This window comes from Vibrio penaeicida (assembly GCF_019977755.1).
Taxonomy (GTDB): domain Bacteria; phylum Pseudomonadota; class Gammaproteobacteria; order Enterobacterales; family Vibrionaceae; genus Vibrio; species Vibrio penaeicida.
Window position 1 is genome coordinate 22,865 of record NZ_AP025145.1, and the last position, 18,547, is coordinate 41,411.

General features: G+C 44.8%; 16 protein-coding genes. 10 read left to right on the forward strand and 6 right to left on the reverse strand.

All coding sequences use genetic code 11. From position 1 onward, the window contains the following. Positions 1-201: 201 nt before the first annotated feature. Genes LDO37_RS18610 through LDO37_RS18640 form a run of 7 tightly spaced genes read left to right on the forward strand, consistent with a single transcriptional unit; the run spans position 202 to position 6,402 of the window. Positions 202-765, forward strand: a complete 564-nt coding sequence (locus tag LDO37_RS18610; RefSeq protein ID WP_185829721.1) for a cupin domain-containing protein — start codon at positions 202-204, stop codon at positions 763-765. A gap of 1 nt (position 766) precedes the next feature. After that, complete coding sequence (locus LDO37_RS18615; protein ID WP_126606490.1) at positions 767-1,210, forward strand: GAF domain-containing protein; 444 nt, start codon at positions 767-769, stop codon at positions 1,208-1,210. Between the two features lie 13 nt (positions 1,211-1,223). Further along, positions 1,224-2,813, forward strand: coding sequence for an ABC transporter substrate-binding protein (locus LDO37_RS18620; protein ID WP_221768501.1), 1,590 nt, complete (start codon positions 1,224-1,226; stop codon positions 2,811-2,813). Positions 2,814-2,837: 24 nt separating this feature from the next. Then, on the forward strand, positions 2,838-3,875 hold the full coding sequence (locus tag LDO37_RS18625) for an ABC transporter permease (RefSeq protein ID WP_126606491.1): 1,038 nt from the start codon (positions 2,838-2,840) through the stop codon (positions 3,873-3,875). After that, complete coding sequence (gene nikC, locus LDO37_RS18630; protein ID WP_126606492.1) at positions 3,872-4,792, forward strand: nickel transporter permease; 921 nt, start codon at positions 3,872-3,874, stop codon at positions 4,790-4,792. Before LDO37_RS18625 ends, nikC begins: the two co-directional genes overlap by 4 nt. Positions 4,793-4,801: 9 nt before the next feature. Continuing rightward, positions 4,802-5,659, forward strand: a complete 858-nt coding sequence (locus LDO37_RS18635) for an ABC transporter ATP-binding protein (RefSeq protein WP_126606493.1) — start codon at positions 4,802-4,804, stop codon at positions 5,657-5,659. Beyond that, the gene (locus LDO37_RS18640; protein ID WP_221768502.1) at positions 5,656-6,402 is read left to right on the forward strand and encodes an ABC transporter ATP-binding protein; all 747 of its coding nucleotides are present in this window, start codon (positions 5,656-5,658) and stop codon (positions 6,400-6,402) included. The genes LDO37_RS18635 and LDO37_RS18640 overlap by 4 nt, the downstream gene beginning before the upstream one ends. Before the next feature lie 103 nt (positions 6,403-6,505). Here LDO37_RS18640 and LDO37_RS18645 read toward each other — a convergent pair whose 3' ends face one another. From LDO37_RS18645 to LDO37_RS18655, 3 genes are read right to left on the reverse strand one after another with little or no spacing between them, the layout of a single operon-like run. Then, positions 6,506-7,294, reverse strand: a complete 789-nt coding sequence (locus LDO37_RS18645) for an ADP-ribosyltransferase (protein ID WP_126606495.1) — start codon at positions 7,292-7,294, stop codon at positions 6,506-6,508. Position 7,295: 1 nt separating this feature from the next. Next, positions 7,296-8,057: an ADP-ribosyltransferase gene (locus LDO37_RS18650; RefSeq protein WP_126606496.1), complete on the reverse strand. Its 762-nt coding sequence runs from the start codon at positions 8,055-8,057 to the stop codon at positions 7,296-7,298. Between the two features lie 15 nt (positions 8,058-8,072). Next, positions 8,073-10,715 (reverse strand): hypothetical protein, encoded by a 2,643-nt coding sequence (locus LDO37_RS18655; RefSeq protein ID WP_126606497.1) that lies wholly within the window; start codon positions 10,713-10,715, stop codon positions 8,073-8,075. Between the two features lie 926 nt (positions 10,716-11,641). On the opposite strand from LDO37_RS18655, the gene LDO37_RS18660 reads away from it, so the two are divergent. Next, positions 11,642-12,652 carry an AraC family transcriptional regulator gene (locus LDO37_RS18660; RefSeq protein WP_126606498.1) on the forward strand — a complete coding sequence of 337 codons (1,011 nt, stop codon included), beginning with the start codon at positions 11,642-11,644 and terminating at the stop codon, positions 12,650-12,652. Between the two features lie 437 nt (positions 12,653-13,089). Here the strand turns inward: LDO37_RS18660 and LDO37_RS18665 are convergent, their stop codons facing one another. Genes LDO37_RS18665 through LDO37_RS18675 form a run of 3 tightly spaced genes read right to left on the reverse strand, consistent with a single transcriptional unit; the run spans position 13,090 to position 15,721 of the window. Continuing rightward, positions 13,090-13,638: a flavin reductase family protein gene (locus LDO37_RS18665; protein ID WP_126606551.1), complete on the reverse strand. Its 549-nt coding sequence runs from the start codon at positions 13,636-13,638 to the stop codon at positions 13,090-13,092. A 12-nt stretch (positions 13,639-13,650) separates the two neighbouring features. Then, positions 13,651-14,889 carry a styrene monooxygenase/indole monooxygenase family protein gene (locus LDO37_RS18670; protein ID WP_126606552.1) on the reverse strand — a complete coding sequence of 413 codons (1,239 nt, stop codon included), beginning with the start codon at positions 14,887-14,889 and terminating at the stop codon, positions 13,651-13,653. Positions 14,890-14,947: 58 nt separating this feature from the next. Beyond that, entirely contained in the window at positions 14,948-15,721 is a 774-nt protein-coding gene (locus LDO37_RS18675) for an SDR family oxidoreductase (RefSeq protein ID WP_126606553.1), read from the reverse strand. Positions 15,722-16,423: 702 nt separating this feature from the next. On the opposite strand from LDO37_RS18675, the gene LDO37_RS18680 reads away from it, so the two are divergent. Together LDO37_RS18680 and LDO37_RS18685 are read left to right on the forward strand one after the other, a co-directional pair. After that, the gene (locus tag LDO37_RS18680) at positions 16,424-17,023 is read left to right on the forward strand and encodes a hypothetical protein (RefSeq protein WP_224055747.1); all 600 of its coding nucleotides are present in this window, start codon (positions 16,424-16,426) and stop codon (positions 17,021-17,023) included. A gap of 5 nt (positions 17,024-17,028) precedes the next feature. Continuing rightward, complete coding sequence (locus LDO37_RS18685) at positions 17,029-18,360, forward strand: S41 family peptidase (protein ID WP_126607344.1); 1,332 nt, start codon at positions 17,029-17,031, stop codon at positions 18,358-18,360. The last annotated feature ends 187 nt before the right edge of the window (positions 18,361-18,547 follow it).

Genomic DNA, 18,547 nt, shown 5'->3' on the forward strand with positions numbered 1-18,547 from the left:
ACGTAAAACCACCTTCTTTTCGACAACTTACGCTATTTCAGTGCGTCACTATTCATATTTTTTCTGTTTTGGTGTTTTTACTAATAATGTGATCTGGTTGTTATTTGATCAGCTGGTCACATCTTGAACTAAACATATTTTTACGTATAGTAAAATTTTTACACATTTAACATAATGGAAACATGCTGGGGTGTAACAGGTATGGATGCTTATTCTCTTGGTGCAAGGATTCGTAGAAAGCGAAAAGAATTAGGAAAAACTTTGCAACAAGTCGCCGATGAATCTCGGTTCTCTATTGGTTTTTTGTCGCGTGTTGAGCGTAACGATGTTTCACCCTCCCTCTCGTCGCTCGCGATCATTGCGAACGTATTGCAGTCGGATATGGAAAGCTTTGTTTCGGTGCCGAGCAATGCAGGTTCAGTGATTTTGGCTGAAGATCGTGCCGGTTTTTCCTTACCCGATGGCAAAGCACACTATCAGCAGCTTTCGAGTGATTTTCCTGGCAAGCGAATCAATGGGGCCGAAGTCCTTTTGGAGCCGGGGTTTCAAACCGAAGCAATGGTCCATGAGGGGGAAGAGTTGTGCGTGGTGTTGGATGGGCAGTTGACATTAACCCTCAACAATAAAACTCAAGTGCTCACCAGTGGTGATAGTGCTCATTACAGCGCGGCCATTCCTCATCAATGGCGCAATACGCATACCACGCCATGCCGAGTGATGTGGTTTGGTGACCTCGATATCTTTGCCCATCATAAGGAAGAGTGACATGAGCGAGAATTTCGCGAGTTTTGAACGCACTCAGAAAGAACTGAAATGTGCGGTGGGTTTTAAGTTACTGACCATTATGTGCCTAACCAGCAACCAAGCCTGTCGATGCTACACCAGTGACGCTAATCATTACCCAGTAAGCGGTGTGAAACCTTTAGAGTTTGATGATTGGCACCAACAGGTAGTTGTTATGGCGACACCTTTTGTGTGTAACGAGCGCGCTTTATTGGATAAGCATTTAAAAGACAGCACTTTGTTTGAAAAACTCCAGCTCGGTTCAGCCATTAATCTTCCTGTGATGTTTCAGGATGAAGTGATTGGCACCATCAACCTCCTCGATGAAGAGGGGGCCTACCTTAGTATTGATTTACCCAATGCAATGGAAGTTGCGCAGCAAGTAGCACCCGACTTAATGGCTTTTCGGCGTGCACTTGAAAAGTAACAGGAGACATTACGTGAAGTACTTAAATCAACACCTTATCTGGCGCAAGCTAGCCGTTACCACCAGCATGCTGTTATGCACATCAACGTTTGCAGCCACGCCACCGTCCACTCTGGTTGTGGCAAAAAATATTGATGACCTCGCTACACTCGATCCGGCACAAATTTACGAGTTTACTGGCGGAGAATTGAGTAACAGTTTGTACGACCAACTGGTGGAATACCATGCAGGAGCAACGGACACGTTGGTCGGCGGGTTAGCGAGTTCTTGGCAAGCGGACAGCAGCAATCGCACTATCACTTTTGAACTGGATAAAAAGGCGAAGTTTGCCTCGGGCAATGACGTGACAGCCGACGATGTCGTGTACTCATTTGTGCGAGTCATGAAGCTCAACAAAACCCCGTCTGCTGTTGTGAAACAACTCGGTTGGAACGCAGACAACATCGAATCTCAAGTAGTGAAAGTGGACGATGACACCGTCAAAATCCGTTACAAAGAAGGCATTTCCCCTGATTTTGCCTTAAACACGTTAACGGCGACTGTCGCGTCTATCGTAGACAGTAAAACGGTGAAAAAACATCAGAAAGATGGCGATATGGGCAACGCATGGCTAAACAAAAATAGTGCGGGTTCTGGTCCCTTTTCTCTTCGGATCTGGAAGGCGAACGACACGGTTGTGCTCAGCGCCAATAAAGATTGGTGGGAAGGCGATTTAGCGATCAAACAAGTGATTTATCGCCACATTGTTGAGCCAACCACTCAGCGTATCATGTTAGAAAAAGGCGATATCGCGCGCGGTTTGGGACCGGATCAAATTCAAGCTATTGCCGACAATTCTGAACTGAAAGTCGAAGATTACCCTCAATCGGCGGTGTATTTTTTCTCGTTTAATGTGAAAAACGACAAGCTGAATAACCCAGAGTTTTGGCGCGCAGCGAAATACCTGATTGACTACCAAGGTATGGCAAATTCGTTCTTAAAAGGCCAATTTAAAGTGCACCAAGCATTTTGGCCACAAGGCATGCCAGGCGCTGTGAGCGATACCCCGTATTCATTAGATGTGGCAAAAGCCAAGAAGATTCTAGCGGACGCCAATATTGAGAATCTCAGTTTGAAAATGGATTACATCAATAGCGAGCCTTTCTCTAGCATGGCGCAATCGATTCAAGCCACATTTGCCGACGCTGGTATTGCGATCGATTTGGTACCGGGTACAGGGAATCAGGTCATCACCAAATACCGTGCGCGTGAACACGAAGGCATGTTGTTGTACTGGGGACCAGATTACGCCGATCCTCATTCAAACGCGGGGGCGTTTGCTTACAATGCCAACAACGATGACGACCACTACGTTTCCACTACAACGTGGCGTAATGGCTGGCAAGATCTCGCTTTGAACAAGAAAGTAGAAGCCGCACTGAAAGAAACTGACCGCGAAAAACGCTTGCAGCAATACCGTGATTTACAACATGACGTGATGGAAAAATCGCCCATTGTTGTGATGTTCCAAAATCAAGCGCAAACCGCACTTCGCGCGAACGTTAAGGGCTACGAGCAAGGCTCATCTGCTCATCAGGTGTATTACTCAAAAGTCACTAAATAGGTCGATAATAGAGGGATCGCAGTCATGATGGAGTCAAGCAGTAAACTCCTTTCATTCAGTTTGATGCTAGTAAAGCAAACGTCCATGGTTATCGTAACTTTGGTAGCACTGTTGGCTGTGACCTTTTTTATCGGTCGAGTCATGCCTATCGACCCCGTGGTTGCAGTGGTGGGCGACCGCGCAAGCCCAGAAGTGTATGCGCAAGTCGAGGTCGAACTGGGCCTCGACAAACCATTGCCAGTCCAGTTTTGGCGTTACTTACAAGATGTCACCAGTGGTAATTTAGGCATGTCTCAGAGTACTGGAAATACGGTACTGGAGGACATCAGCAACTTCTTTCCCGCCACGCTTGAGCTGGCGACATTAGGGATTATTGTGGGTGTTTTACTCGGTGTGCCTCTTGGTATTTGGGCGGCGCTGCATCGGGGCACATGGCAAGATAATCTGATTCGGGTTTTTTCTCTGGTGGGCTACTCTACTCCCGTATTTTGGCTGGGCTTGATTGGGCTGTTAGTGTTTTATGCCAAGCTCGATTGGGTAGCCGGACCGGGGCGATTGGATATTGGCTATGAGTATTTGGTCACGCCAGTGACAGGAATGATTTTGGTGGATTCCGCTCTAGAGCAGCAATGGGATGTATTTTGGAACGCCATCAGTCATCTAGTTCTGCCCGTTCTTATCTTAGGTTACTTCTCCATGGCGTACATTGGCCGCATGACCCGTTCATTGATGTTGGATGAGTTAGAAAAAGAATACGTGGTGACGGCACGAGTGAAGGGGGTCAGTGAATTTACTCTAATCACTCGGCATTGCTTAGTGAATATTCGAGTCCCGCTGATTACGATCTTGGCGCTTACTTACGCCAGTTTACTTGAAGGCGCGGTATTGACTGAGAGTGTGTTTGCTTGGCCTGGTTTGGGTGCATACATTACTAATGCGTTGTTTTCTGCCGACATGCCTGCGGTACTGGGGGGCACGTTGGTCGTGGGGATCTGCTTTGTGAGTTTGAATTTATTAGCGGAGCTGGCTTACCCATTACTCGATCCAAGGGTGAAACGATGAATTCTTCCATCAAATCTTCCATGAAACCATCCCTGAAACAGTGGCTGTTGGATGATAGCCCAACCAGTCAGTGGCAGGCGAGATGCGCAAACTGGTATCGAGTTTGGTTAGCGTTGTGTGCCAATCCACTTACCTTAATGGGGATTGCGCTGCTGGTGTTATTAGTGGCAGCAGCGATATTGGCGCCATGGTTATCCCCCCATTCCCCTATTGAGACGAACTTAGAATTGCGTTTGTTAGCGCCTTCTTCTGATTTTTGGCTTGGCACAGACCACCTTGGGCGTGACATCTTTTCTCGTTTGTTATATGGCGCACAAGTCACTGTGACCATTGTGCTTTTGGTGGTTGTTACAACGGCACCACTTGGGCTTATGATTGGCGTGGTTGCTGGGTATTTTGGTGGGTGGGTAGAGTTGGTGTTAATGCGCATTACCGACATTTTCCTCGCGTTTCCTAAGTTAGTGATGGCACTCGCCTTTGTCGCCATCTTAGAGCCGGGTTTAGGTAACGTAGTCTTGGCCATTGGCATAACCGCGTGGCCCCCTTACGCACGGGTAGCACGTGCCGAAGCGCTCACTTGCCGAAACGCTGATTACATTCAAGCAGCAAAGCTTTCTGGCGCTTCGCCAATACGAATTTTGTACAACCATATAGTTCCGATGTGTATGACCTCTGTGATCATCCGTGTCACCTTGGACATGGCAGGGATCATTCTCGTCGCAGCAGGGTTAGGTTTTTTGGGGTTGGGTGCGAAACCGCCCACGCCAGAGTGGGGAATGATGATCGCAGAAGGTCGCTCTTTTTTATTGGATCAATGGTGGGTCGCTACCATTCCGGGCGTGGCCATTTTATTGGTCAGCCTAGCATTTAACTTGCTCGGCGACGGTCTTCGTGACGCCCTTGAAGGCAAGCAATAGGGAGTGCACATGTCATTATTGAAAGCCGAAGAGCCTTTGTTAAAAGTCGATAATCTCACCGTCACCTTTCCAACTGCGAAGGGGCCAGTGGACGTGGTGAAAAACTTTAACCTTGAAATGGGGAAAGAAAAAATTGGCATCGTTGGCGAATCGGGTTCGGGAAAATCCATGACGGCACGAGCCATCTTAGGTTTGTTGCCGCAAGCAGCGTCGATGAAAGCAAAGAGCCTCTCTTTACAAGGAGCAAGCTTATTGGATTTATCACCGCGCCAGTGGCGACAAGTTCGAGGTAAAGCGATCACCATGGTGATGCAAGATCCCAAATTTTCGTTGAATCCGGTACTCACCATAGAGCGGCAACTGCTTGAAACTTGGAAGTTGCACCACAAAGGCAACAAACAGGACGCGCAGCAAGCGATTTACGAGGCACTTTCTGAAGTGGCGATTCGAGACCCTGAGAGAGTCCTAGCGTGTTATCCCCATCAACTTTCTGGTGGCATGGGCCAACGAGTGATGATCGCCATGATGTTACTGCCTCAACCGAGCATTCTGATCGCCGATGAAGCCACATCAGCATTAGACGTCACCGTGCAAAAACAAGTGCTGGAATTGCTAAATAACTCTGTGGAAGCACATGGTACTGGCTTGATTTTGATTAGCCACGATTTGCACCTTGTCGCTGAGTTTTGCGACCGAATCATCGTTATGTATCGTGGTGGCATTGTCGAAACGCTGTCCGCTTCGGAGCTCCATCAAGCACAGCACCCGTATACTCAAGGTTTACTGGCGTGTTTACCCAGTTATCAAAAGCGCGGTCAACCGCTCTCTACATTAAAACGCGATCCAGCATGGGAAAAACTGGCATGATAAACATCCGCAATACCGATATTTATTGGGGGGAATTTCTTGCGGTTAAGCAGCTTAACCTAAACGTCGCTGCTAACCAGTGTGTTGGCTTAGTCGGTGAGTCTGGTTCAGGAAAGTCTACCGTTTTGCAGCTACTTACGGGTATCAATCAAGAGTGGCAAGGTGACGTAGACATCGCTGGGCAAAACCTTGCGACTGGCAAACCTTACCCAAAATCGCTTCGTCAAGATGTGCAAATGGTGTTTCAAGACCCGTATGCGTCGTTGCACCCTAAGCGAACCATCGACCAAACTCTGTCGGAAGTCGCGCATATCCACGGTATGAATGATGTGTCTAAAAGAGTATCAGGTGTGTTGTCGGATGTTGGTTTGGATGCCCGATTTCGCTTTCGTTATCCCAGCCAGTTATCCGGTGGGCAAAGACAACGTGTCGCCGTGGCACGTGCACTGATCAGTAAACCCAAATTGGTGTTGTTAGATGAACCGACATCCGCATTGGACGCGTCGGTGCAAGCGGAAGTACTCAATTTATTGCGTCAACTTCAAGAGCAACATCAACTGACTTACCTGATGGTGAGCCACGACCTTGATGTGGTGAACTGGCTATGTGATGACGTATACGTCATGTGTCAGGGGCAGCTTGAAGAGCAGACGGATGTGCATCGGCTGGCGCGTCATCAGGCGACGAGCGAGTATACTCATAAACTTCTCGCTGCTACACATGGCGAAAAAATCTGCGACTAAATACACTTCCCGCTTTTGATGCATAGGCTTGGTAGAGGCAGATTAAATTACTTATTCTTTTAGACGATACCTCTCACGAAATAATCGTGAGAGGTAATGGCTATCACATACAATACAACGCTGAGCGAGTTCGAAGTGATTCTTCTTCGCCACTAAAGCTATCGTAAATATGTATATCTGGCTCAGCCTTTAGGTATTTAGCCGGATTTTTTATCTCTCTCAGTTTGATGTAATTCTTTCTTGCTGAAATTCTTTCAATCGCTTCAACACGGAAGTAAGTGTTTGGCTTCGCTAAAATTTCTGCTTCGTATGCTTTGAAGGTATACGCATTAATTGCTCGCCCTGATGACTTTAAATCAATTTTAAACTGAGCAGCAGACACGTTCTGATAAACCCCCGCAGCAGAGAAATTTCTCGCCATACTTGGAATGGTCGATGTCGATAAAAATGCCTTTTCATGCAAGATGTCACCAACATTAAGCCCTTCTAGAAGGGCGTTTTTAATGGATGAGCCTCGATAAACAGTCCCTTTAAAATTAGGCAACTTATTCATTGCGCTCCGCATCTGGGAGACTCGCGCTTTGAGCGCTTCCCCATAACCGGCTATCAGAAACTCTTTAGGTTCTCCTGCTCTCATGTACTCATTCACGATATCATGGTCAACGCGACCATAACGTTTAATCGCCGAGTACTCTTCTGGGAGCATTTTTTTCTCTGCTTTGGCATGATGAACGATCGTCCAATCCATTAAATCATCTGCCATCTGCTCTTGTTGCATCGGTGATAAGTCCTGCCCTTTAAACTCAGCGAAATCTTCTGCAAATGCGTAGTTTTGAGCGGTAAGTGTTTGAGTGGCAATTGTTAACAACGTAGTGAATAGTCTCTTTTTCATATTAAACCCTCGATCCACTGCAGATTAGAGAACGCCAGTTAGATTGGCTTATCTCTTCACCTGAATAGAGATTGTATGTTGTCCCCGTCGTTGCCTCATGTGACGAAACGGTCTCTAGCGCCACCATTGAAGCCCCTCGATTCAACTCGATATTCGTAACTCTGTAGTAAGTGTTAGGTGGCAACAATACTTCGGCTTCTCCCCCAAATTCAGACAGCCCCCCAAGTGCGCGACCATGACTCTTCACTTGGACTTCATACAGCACACGCTGTAAAGGCTTTGAGGAATTCGGTCTAACGACAGCAAACCGCTTCGCAATGTCAGGAATAGTACTGCTTGATGTAAAAGCAGGCTCAACCACGACATCTCCAACTTGGAGTTTGTTCAAAAGAGATTGCCTTGCCCACGCACCACGGTAAGTTACCCCCTTGTAGCGAGGCAGTTTTTTCATAGCGCTGCGTACTTGCTTAATAAACGTTCTCGCACTTTTTCCTGAACTGCCCCATGTAGAGGTATCCGTGGCTCTTAAATAGTCATTCGCAAGTTGATAACCAGAGACAGAAAAATCCTCCAACGCTTCCGCTTCGTTTGCTGTCATCAATTTATATCGCCAATCACTGGAAGCTTTTGCCCAATCAGAAAATTGTGACGCCAGTTCATCGACTTGCACTTTGCTGCGCAAAGGGGCTTTCAATGCATCGAATGGTGTAGCCTGAACAGCAAAGCTAAAACAGAGAATACAGAGTGAAATAACTCTCAACATAGTTTGCTTCTCCTATTACCAATACCTTGGGTTGTTTGGGCTTAAATCACAGGAGATATTTAACGTATTCTGCTTGTTAACTCCGAATCGAATCGCACTAAATAGCTCTAACTGTTGACGAGTCACGCTGTCAAACCAATCAGAAAATGGTGTCAACCAATACAATGATTCGTCACCTGAGACCTTAAATAAGGCATCTCGAAGCTGTGGGTAATTAATTTCACAAGATCGACCCGGTAGGTTGGTGAAGTTCTCGTTGACTTGAACAAGCAGGTCGAGCTTTCTACCCAGTTCAGAATTGGTGTTAAACAAGTCATCAATGGAGGCATGCAAACGCACGTCATAACTCACCTCTTCACCACCATTCGCTGGGTAGTAATACGCTGAATCGATATCGTCGATGTTGTGATAGACATCTAACGTTAAGTACCGAAGAAGATGCGCAGGTAAAGGCTCAGAAAGTAATGCGGTTGTCCCCATTTCTCCAGAAGCGTAGTGACCCGTAGAAATATTCTGCGCATGGACAATGGCAATGTATCTCTGGAAATCACCAATCTGTGAAGCAAGCCATTCCTCACCATTGCTGTCAGAGACACTCATCGCCTCTAAAATGCGGTTTTTTACAATACCTTTCGCCAATGGCAACGAGGCAGAAAGGTTTCTAATATTTAAGTTCGAAGCCTTAAGTGCTGACGCAATCAGAGGTGCATGTTTATCAAGGTCGAAACTTCCTGGATAGAGGTAGCTATAAAAACCACTAACGTGAGCCGCTTGCCATTCACTCTCTAATGCCGAGCGAATAAACCCTTCTAAATTTGCCAAGCGTTTTGAATGGACGTAGTACCCAGAGTCTTTGTTTCTTTCGTACCAGCCAGCAATGTGGTGCAGTGAGGATTCTCGAGACAAGTTTTCTTTTTCTAAGTAGCTTGAAGACCATGCCGCACAGGCATTTCCACCGCCACATTCAGCCTCTAACGCTGTGCTTGAATCAAACAACCAACGCATGACTCGCGCTTTGTCGGTTTCCGCGTTTCTGATAATACGCTGTTTATCGGAGAAGCTTAGGATCTGTTGCTCAAGCCAAGCCTCTTCATGTTGAGAGCTCCAACCTTCGTTGATCAATTCATCCATAGATTGAGAAAAGACACGTTTGATAGCATCGCGATTTGGCATCACCATCTGCGAAATTACTTCATCTTTTGACGACTCATAATGCTCTTTTTTTGCAGGGATCCACGTGTATTCCGTACACCCTCTGAAGTTCGGGTCACCCCCAAGTATCCCAATTCGAGTACACTTCTTATACCCTTCTTGAATAACAAAGTACTTTTGACGACGTTCGGTTGCCGTGGCTGGACGCCCAAAAATACTACGAGACATCTCATCTATCGCTAAATAATCCGCTTGTTCTTTAAAGTAGCGATGGGCTTTCGCAACCGCCTCTGAATCAAACAAACGATCGATGGTATTCCTGCCTTCTGCATACATCTCCGCTTTTAACTTGGTTCTAAGATCATCAAGTTGTGTGTTGGCGGTCTCGACGATTTTGATCTTCGCATTGAGAGTTCGTCGATATAGTTGGTGCAGGGATTTGCGATCCAATCCATCCACTTCCCCATTTTTAAGATCGCCCAGCACCGTTACAGCTAGGTCTAAATGATCTTGTTGGCAATGCTGCAAGCGTGCTAAAGCTTGGTTGGCTTCTTGTTTCGATGGCACATACATCGGGCGGTTGTTGTTTTCTTCCTGATCTGGGTATAAGGCCAACAGTGCATCGATCTCAGTTCGGCAAGTTGAAGCAAGATCAGAGGCAAACAGTTTGGCATTCGCACCTTGTAGCGCGAGCTTATTAAAAATGGCTTTCTGAACTTCGCTCTCTACCGAGTTAATCAAGGTCTCGGCTAATACGGCTTGCGCTTTTAGTGCTTCTTGATAATGCTGCTGGTACTTGAGTGCTACATCAGAGGCATAACCCTTCGCGAGCGCTTCAAGCATGCGCTGTTGGCTTGAGGCGAGATCAGCCCAATGCTGCTTATCTTTTTTATCTTGTTGAGTGACAATATCGTCATGAACGGTAAAGCTATAGTGCTCTCCCGCTGCAACCCGATCCCAGCGTGCGGTTAAGATCTTACGATCAATTTCTCGCTCAGGTAGCTTGAGTACACCAAACCAGTCAATAAGGCTCATTACTGTCGCAAAGCGGTCGTAAGACGTTTTCGTTTCATCTTCAAAAGCTTGAGCCACTTCATTGGCCCACAACCCCACAGCGATGGTGTCGCCTACAGGTCCTAAAGCTTCAAGTGCACCCTTAGCAAAACCGGCTGTCGAGCGCCCTATTGTCGCGAGCAAACTCGCCGCTTCTTCAGATTCAAGAACGGCAACATTTGCAGGGCCGACTTCAAGCAGTGATGCCGTTTCTGGGAAAACTTCGTCAGCTTCGGTAAGCGAAGGTCTAGCGTCAGCATGGTGTTCTGGCGCAGACAAAAATAAATCTTCTGGTGTCAGATCTTCACTGAAATTTCGGTAATTTGATTTGCGTATGTCGTGGAAGCTCTCGCGATCCAGTACGTTATATTCATCGCCAATGTTGCAGACTTCAAAGGCATTAACACAAGGGGAGGCAATGGCGCAGGCCAGTACCAGTTTTCGTAACTTCATATAATTATCCTTGGTTGGAGAAGTTATTCGCTTCTTACAGGAAGCAGCAAGCCTCCGGTTACTCATTCGCAACCGGAAATAAACGCTTTTAATTAGGATGCTCTCTTAGATAAACCTTGAGAGCAGAGAGACTTGGAGTTAAGTCGTTGGGTTATGCCGAGGGATCATTGAGTTCATAGACAGCCAAACTTTATTGTTATGTTTATTACCTCCTGCGCACAAGACAGTCTGTTAGGAAGATGCTATCAAGATGGCAAAGGCGCTATTTTTTATTGTCTTTATGATGTTTCGCAAAATATTAAACCAGCATATGCATATACGGGCAATGCATCTTATCTCAATTTGTTGTAAGTTATTCGCTACTTAATGTAATGATAAATAAGACATTAAAGTTTATTAGGGTTGATTTTGGGAATGTTCCCATTATAGATAATAATAACAATATAGATGACTGTTTCAGTTTAACAATCTTTAGCGTGGTTATGTCATTGGTCATTAGTGGTAGATGAAACATTAGGGGAGTTTGAGTAAGAAAAGCCGCAGAGCAGACACAATTTCGAATCGCAATGTACACAAATTACTCGATAAATCTATCATTAAGCATTGTTTTATAAGATCTTTGCTATTTGGTTACGCATCAATCACATCATCAAATGGTTAATATCTCATAAGATGAAAAGAAATAAGCCATTGCAACAACGACATTGAATCATTATCGACATATCAATCAGTACCAATTCTGGATAATTTCTGCACAATTCGGATATAGCGCTGGGTACGCGTAGACTATCTTGTGTTTACTATGTAAATAGAATGTTAATGGTTCGGGTGGGCTCGAGTAGCTTTGAGTAACTCACTGTATCCGTATTCCGAGCAAAAACATCATTACGGAAAGCAGTTTGACGCAATATAGTGAGGAGTGACGGATGTATGACTCCAGAATAAATAACTCATTGTTTCGTTTGGTTGATCAGGAATTTAGCCAATCGGAAAGGCTTCTTTTTTCCTCTGGGAATGTGACGGAAGTGTGCGATGCCGTTGGGCAAGTCATGAAATCTCATTCACTTTCGGTGAAAGAGGATCGCACCAAGCTGGATGCGAAAATGCATTTTTTGCAGCTGGGTGAAATTTCGGTAAGCCGTCTTCATTACGGTGCTGGTGTGGACATTGAACCTGGTGCAATGAAAGAGTTTTTTCTTGTCCAAATGCCCCTGTCTGGCAGGGCTGTGATTGAGAGCCCACACAGCGTGGTGGATTCCACAACAAATCTTGCCTCTGTGCTAAGCCCTGATGACAGTGTGAGCATGCAATGGAAGCCAAATGTCGATCAGCTGATGATCAAAATTCCAAAGCCATTAATTGAGCGTACGGTGGTGGGCATAACGGGTCACGCCCTGCATGATACGGTTCGGTTTGATTTGGGGTTTGAGTGGCAAAGAAGCCGAGAGTGGACAAGCTTACTTTGGTATTTGTTGACTTATGCCGCTCAGATTTCACCGTTCGAAAACCAGAATAGCTTGATACTTGGGCAGCTAGAACAATTGGTCGCCACGTGTCTGCTAAGTTGCCATTCCCACAACTACTCCGCTAACGCCGCTAACAGTAAACCATCTATTCGTCCTCGGCATGTTCGTATTGCCCAATCGTATATTGATGCACACTTGAATGAAGACATCACCGCAGAAAGGCTTGCAGGGGTGGCTGGTGTCAGTGTACGTAGCTTATATGGTGGATTTAAAGACTTTCTTGGTATCAGTCCGATGCAGTATTTACGCAATCTGAGAATGGAAAAGGTGCACTCAGAACTGCAAGGTGGACAAGCACAGAGCGTAACAGGGGTAGCAATGAAGTGGGGATTTTCTCATATGGGTCGATTCAGCGTTGCGTATAAAAATCGTTATGGTGAAAGCCCAAGCGAGAGTTTAAGACGGCTTTAATCTCTTTATTTTCACTTTAATATTTTTATTTTCAAGTGCTTATTTTCAATCTTTTATCTTTTTAACCTCTTTCAATTTTCTACATTCTTCTCTTTTATGAAAAGCCCCTTTCGATAGGAACAACCTATTCGAAAGGGGGCTATACTCAAACCACCTCAAGATGCTAGGTTCAGCGAGAATTGCTTGATTTTCAGGCAAGGCACCAATTTGCAGATCTAGTGGTTCTAAATCAATAATTGGTAACGCGGCATGAAAATCAAGCAAACTCGCCCTTGGGAGCTCATCTTCTGTCCCATTTCATCGTCAAAGAACTTGGAAAGGACTCGTCATTCCACTGCGTTCTTTTCCTTGAACTGACACAGAAGATAGAGCTCTGAATCCTGCACCTTGGGGTGGTTTGAGTATATATTCATATTTTTAGGCAACTATCTTAAGCCCTAGGCACTCGCCAAAGAAGTAAACTTCCCTTGATGGAACACCAACGGAGAGCGCTCGGTTGAATCGGTTGAAAGAACGTGACCAATCAAGAGTAAGTGATCGCCAGCGGCGTTCTGCTCGACGTTTTTACAGATCAATGTGGCGATAGCCCCCTCAATCACAGGCACACCTTGAGAGTTGATGTCATAACCAACGCCATCGAATTTGTTCTCAACTTTTGAGCTGGCAAATCGCATAGCAAGATCCGCTTGCTCGCCAGAAAGCACATTGATGGAGAAGTGATCACAGTCGTTAAAGTTCTCCAAGTTAGGGGATTGGGTTCCTAAACTCCAAAGCACTAAAGGAGGGGTGAGGGAGAGCGACGCAAAGGAGTTGATCGTGAGCCCAATTGGCACGCCTTCTGCTGTTCGAGTCGCTACAATGGCAACGCCTGTTGGGTATTTACCTAGCGCTTTTCGCAGCACTTGAGGAAGCAAAGATTCGCATCCTTGCTTCGTCGGTTCTTGGCTCGTCGGTTTTTGGCTAATGTGGGTTGAGTTATGGCTCATAAATCTTGCCTCCTAAGCACTTTTAACCGAGTGGGAATCAACGAAATCTCGACACAAGTTGGCGTCTTCCCACCAAGGGTAAAAGCTCGGTGGATGATTGAACCCGTTTGCGATGGTTGACGCGAGTGATGGGTATTGTTGTGCTGACGCGAGCAGTTCCAGAATATGGGGCGGAGGCGGAAGCAATAAACTGTTGGTCCAACTCACCACACTGCTTGCGTATTCCCAAAAAGTTTCGAAGGTTTGGTTCATCCAGTCGGCGGTAAATGGCTGCTCTCCTCGTGCCAAAATGGCGTCGCCGTACACTTTAGCGGCTTTGGTGGCATTGTTGGAGCCTTGGCCTGTAATTGGATCGTTCGTTGCCACTGCATCGCCCATACCAAACACCAAACGCCCTGAGGGTAACGTCATCACGGGCTTGCGAATGGTTGGTGGAAAACGGCCGGCTAGAATGCCATTTTCGTCGGTTAATTCTGTGTGTTGGCAACGCTCCGCTTCCCAAGGGAGAAAGGTCTCTAAGATTTTCTTACTGGTGGCGAGGTGTTCTTGTGGGGTGCTAACATCGTTCCAGCAATCCATAGGGCCGCCGGGTACACCTTCAAACACCATAATGTCGCAAGGACCTGACGTAGTAAAAGCTGGGAAGGTAAAATACTCACCCACGCCCGGAATCAAATTGAACGCGACTTGGCTGAAATCGTCCTGCTTTTTCATGCCATTAACGTAAGTTAGGGCAAGTGCGCGTTGTGGCTTACTGAATGCAGAGCGAGCTTCATCGCGCTCAAATAGCCTAACGACATCCCCTTTCCCTGCGGCAAGGAGCACGAGGTCATGAGTGGCGGTGAGATTTTCTAGTTCTGGAACACCGACGTCATCAATGACCAACTTGCCTCCTTTGGATTCAAATAGTTCCATCCAAATCGGCATTTTAACGCGCTGGTCGACGGCTTGGGCTGGCTTGTCTAGTTGAGCGCTCCAGCTTATGGCTTTTTCCCCTGCGATTTCAGGGTGAGGAACGGAAAATCCGATGCCATCAACGTTCGGGCAATTGCTCTCCCATAGGTTTAAACCGGAATCCCGTTCGATTTGAAGCGCGTCATCAAACATACACTGGCTGGACAATACTCTTCCATCGCGCACGCTTTCTGGTGTTCGGTTGGTGATTACCGTCACGCGGTAATCATTGTCTAAAAGTCGAATAGCTAAAGGGAGACCGGCTTGTCCTCCCCCTACAATGGCGATGCTTCTCATGATTTCACTCCTTTGATAATTAGATGTCTCATCGTTCTGTTAAGTCTCAATTGATTTCTTACTCTGCCAAGCGAGGAATGGCGGGTTTTGCTTGTTCTGGACCCATTGCGGAATAGCCGCCATCCACCGAATAATCCGAGCCTGTGACAAAGCTGGATAAGTCGGACAGCAAAAATGCCACAACTTGGGATACTTCTTCTGGTGTACCGACTCGACCCGCGAGATGAAAATCCGCGGCGACTGAATCGGTTTTTTCTCGATTTCCATCTGTCAATTCATCCATGATTCTTGACCAAATCCAGCCTGGAGAAACGGAATTGACACGGATGCCGTCAGGAGAAAAGTCCATTGCCATACTGCGAGTGGCTTGAAGCAGTGCGGCTTTGGAAGCGGGATAGAGCCAGCGACCGGTTTGCGCGATGGAAGAGGAAATACTGGTGAAATTCACAATCGAACCACCACCTAGTGCCATCATATGGGGGCGAACGGCATTGGATATCATTATGGCGCTGACAAGGTTTGTATTGAGAGCACTAAGCCAATCTTCTCGGTTGGATTCTTTTCCTTCGTCCAAATAGGTTGCGGCTAGGTTGACAAGGAAGTGGATGCCTCCGTGGGTTCGCATGGTGGCTTCAATGCTGCTGTTTAGCTTTTCATCGTTTGTGATATCGACTTCGACGTAGCTTACATTTTTGTTATCCGTGTAAGGGGCTGGCGCAATATCAAATACCACCACTTTCACACCATATTCGAGCAGAGTATTGACGACCCCTTGCCCAATTTTTGTGACGCCACCGGTCACGATGGCGACTTTTCCTTTTAATCCTTTCATCGACCCTCTCCTTGGTTTCGGTATCTAGGTTGGTGTACCTGCTGGCATTACCATCCTCCTTCTAGTGAGGCTCAATCTCTATCCACAATTGAATTCAGGTATCCAAAGCCTGCAGATTAGTCGCTGATTTTGAGTGGAGAGAGCCGCTTTTGACGACAATTAAAAAGCCCGCGATTATTCTCGCGGGCTTAGCTTACGTGTACTTAGTGTTGATGTTGGTACTAGCGATTACTGTCCGCAAACCAGATCCCAGCTGCCATCGCTGCCAGGGATGGAGCCTGTCCAGTACTTGGTCTAATCAGTCATCGAGCAAGCTTCCATTGCTACATGAATGGTGACATGGCTATTTGGTAAACGTAAAAAAAACATTATGACGTTTAAAGATTGTTTATATCGCACTAATTTTTCCAATTAAGAGACGAAGTTAATGGAAGGAGTGAAATATAACATTTGTTAAAGATCTTTGATGCTAATGTAAAGAAAAGGTGCATTTTCTTTATCTATCTAAGTTTCTTCTAATAAAAAAACAAGAACTCCATCTAATAGTAAGAATAAATATTAGGATTAACTTGTTTAACATATTTATTTTAAACATGACTTATATTTGTATTTATATTTTTATCATTAGATCGAAGGTGTGCTGTTTTGATTGTGATCAAATTAATTTAATTCATTAATGATAGTATTAAAATAAATGGAGGGTTGTCGTGGATCTATTTAGAAAAGAAGTACTGGGAGAAAAAATATATTAACTATGGAGCAAGTAGAAAAATTCTTACTGAACAGCATGAGTTTGTAATCTATATTTCCATGTTTTTGGTTTTTTCTATACTTACCTTTACTTATTTTTTTGAATATGGTCGGAAAATTAAAGTCTTAGGCTATGTGAATCCAAGCTCCGGTATAGTAAAAGTATATTCTCCAAATGATGGATACATTCGCAATAAGTTCATAACTGAAGGTCAGGAAGTATATAATGGTTTGCCTTTAGCTAAAGTAGAATATCGTAAGCACTTTGAAAAAATCACAGATAACAAAAATAAAGATAGATATATATGCTATGCAGCGATACCTAATCATTGGGTCATTAATCCGGGATCAATTGTATCTATGTGTACAGTCGCCTTAGATAGCAAGGCAAACCATGTTGGTCATATCAGTGGAGATGGAAAACTAAATCTTAATATAAAGCTAGCTAACGAATGGCACAATAGCCTAATAAATTTGGATTGGGAGTCGATGAGGCGTCCCCTTCATGACCTTAAAAATAAATATAACACTATTAGTGTTGTTAATGTATAAACATCATGAATATTACTAGTTCCCTTATCAGAAAGACTATCATTCTTATATTTTTTATATTCCCTTCTATTACATATGGTAAGTATGAGGATATTTCTTTAGAAGAGAAAATTTATGGGCTGTCATTAATATGGAGTAATGCAAAAGAGCATTTTGTTTTTCTTGACACTGATGTGGCTTCTAAATTAGATGAATCATATATAGAGTACATCAGCAAGGTCGCGGATATGGATGGTATTCATGATTACTATAAAGCTTTATCTAGATTTTCTGCTTTGCTAAATGATGGTCATACTAAAGTATTCCCTCCACTGCAGCACTTTAGAGAAAATATCGATTGGCCAGATGTTTATCTAAATGAAATCGAAGGTGAGATTCTGGTGACCAGTGTAGGTCAATCCTATATTGGTGCTATTCCCTTGGGTTCTACGGTTTTAGAGGTTGAAGAAATACCTGTTCGAGATTATTTAGCAATGGAAGTGTTTCCTTATTCGCACGGCTCTTCCTATCGTGATCGTTGGAACTTATCAGTTTCAAATGCATTTATGGGGCTTGCGGGATCAACGGTTAATATAACTTATAGGCGACCATCAGGTGAGTTAGGAAAAGCCGAACTGACAAGAAATTCAAAGTCATACGATGATACTATTGATCATGTGGATATATTTAAACCCAAAAGAAAATCAGTTGAATTTTCCATGTTAAGCGATGACATTGCGTATGTTTCAATCAACAATTTAAGAAGTGATGATGTATTTACTAGTTTTATGTCAGTATTCGAAGACATAACTAAAGCAAAAGGGTTGATTATTGATTTAAGGGCGAATGGAGGAGGTGATACCTCCGTCGTGAATAAGATTATACCTTATTTAATAAATCAAGAAGTTCAGAGCTCTTCTTGGAAAACTAGAATCAGTAATTCATATAATGAGGCGAGAAAAGGACGGACTTCCGAACATTGGTTCAATGGCAATGGGAAAACACTAACGCCCCATGGCAAAGCGATAAATATACCTACTCATGTGTTGATAGGGCGAAACACTGGTTCGGCCGCACTAGATTTTCTCGTGTACTTAAACAAATTGGAGCGGTTTACTAAATATGGAGAAACAACAAACTCCAGTACAGGTCAGCCAATGAGCTTCGATCTACCTGGAGGAGGAAAAGGCATAATATGTGTTAAGCACGACTTCTTCCCAAGTGGTGAAGAGTTCGTAGGTATAGGAATTAAACCGGATGTTACTGTTGAACTCAAGAAAGCTCGCATTCTGAAGGGTTATGATGACGTATTGCAAATCGCATTGTACGATCTAAAGAGTAAGTTGGAAGCGAGGTAAGAAGGTTTTATCTCTGATAGTTAGATCAAAAGCTGCACCTAAATAAGAGGCTATTAGCGATCAAATGTTTCAAATTTATATACCGATAATGCCTTTGTACCCAAGTAAGCGCGCCCTTGGGAGCACACGTGATCGGAGTTAATATCTATGCACACCAATTATGGCGGAGTTATAGGTAAAGCAAATC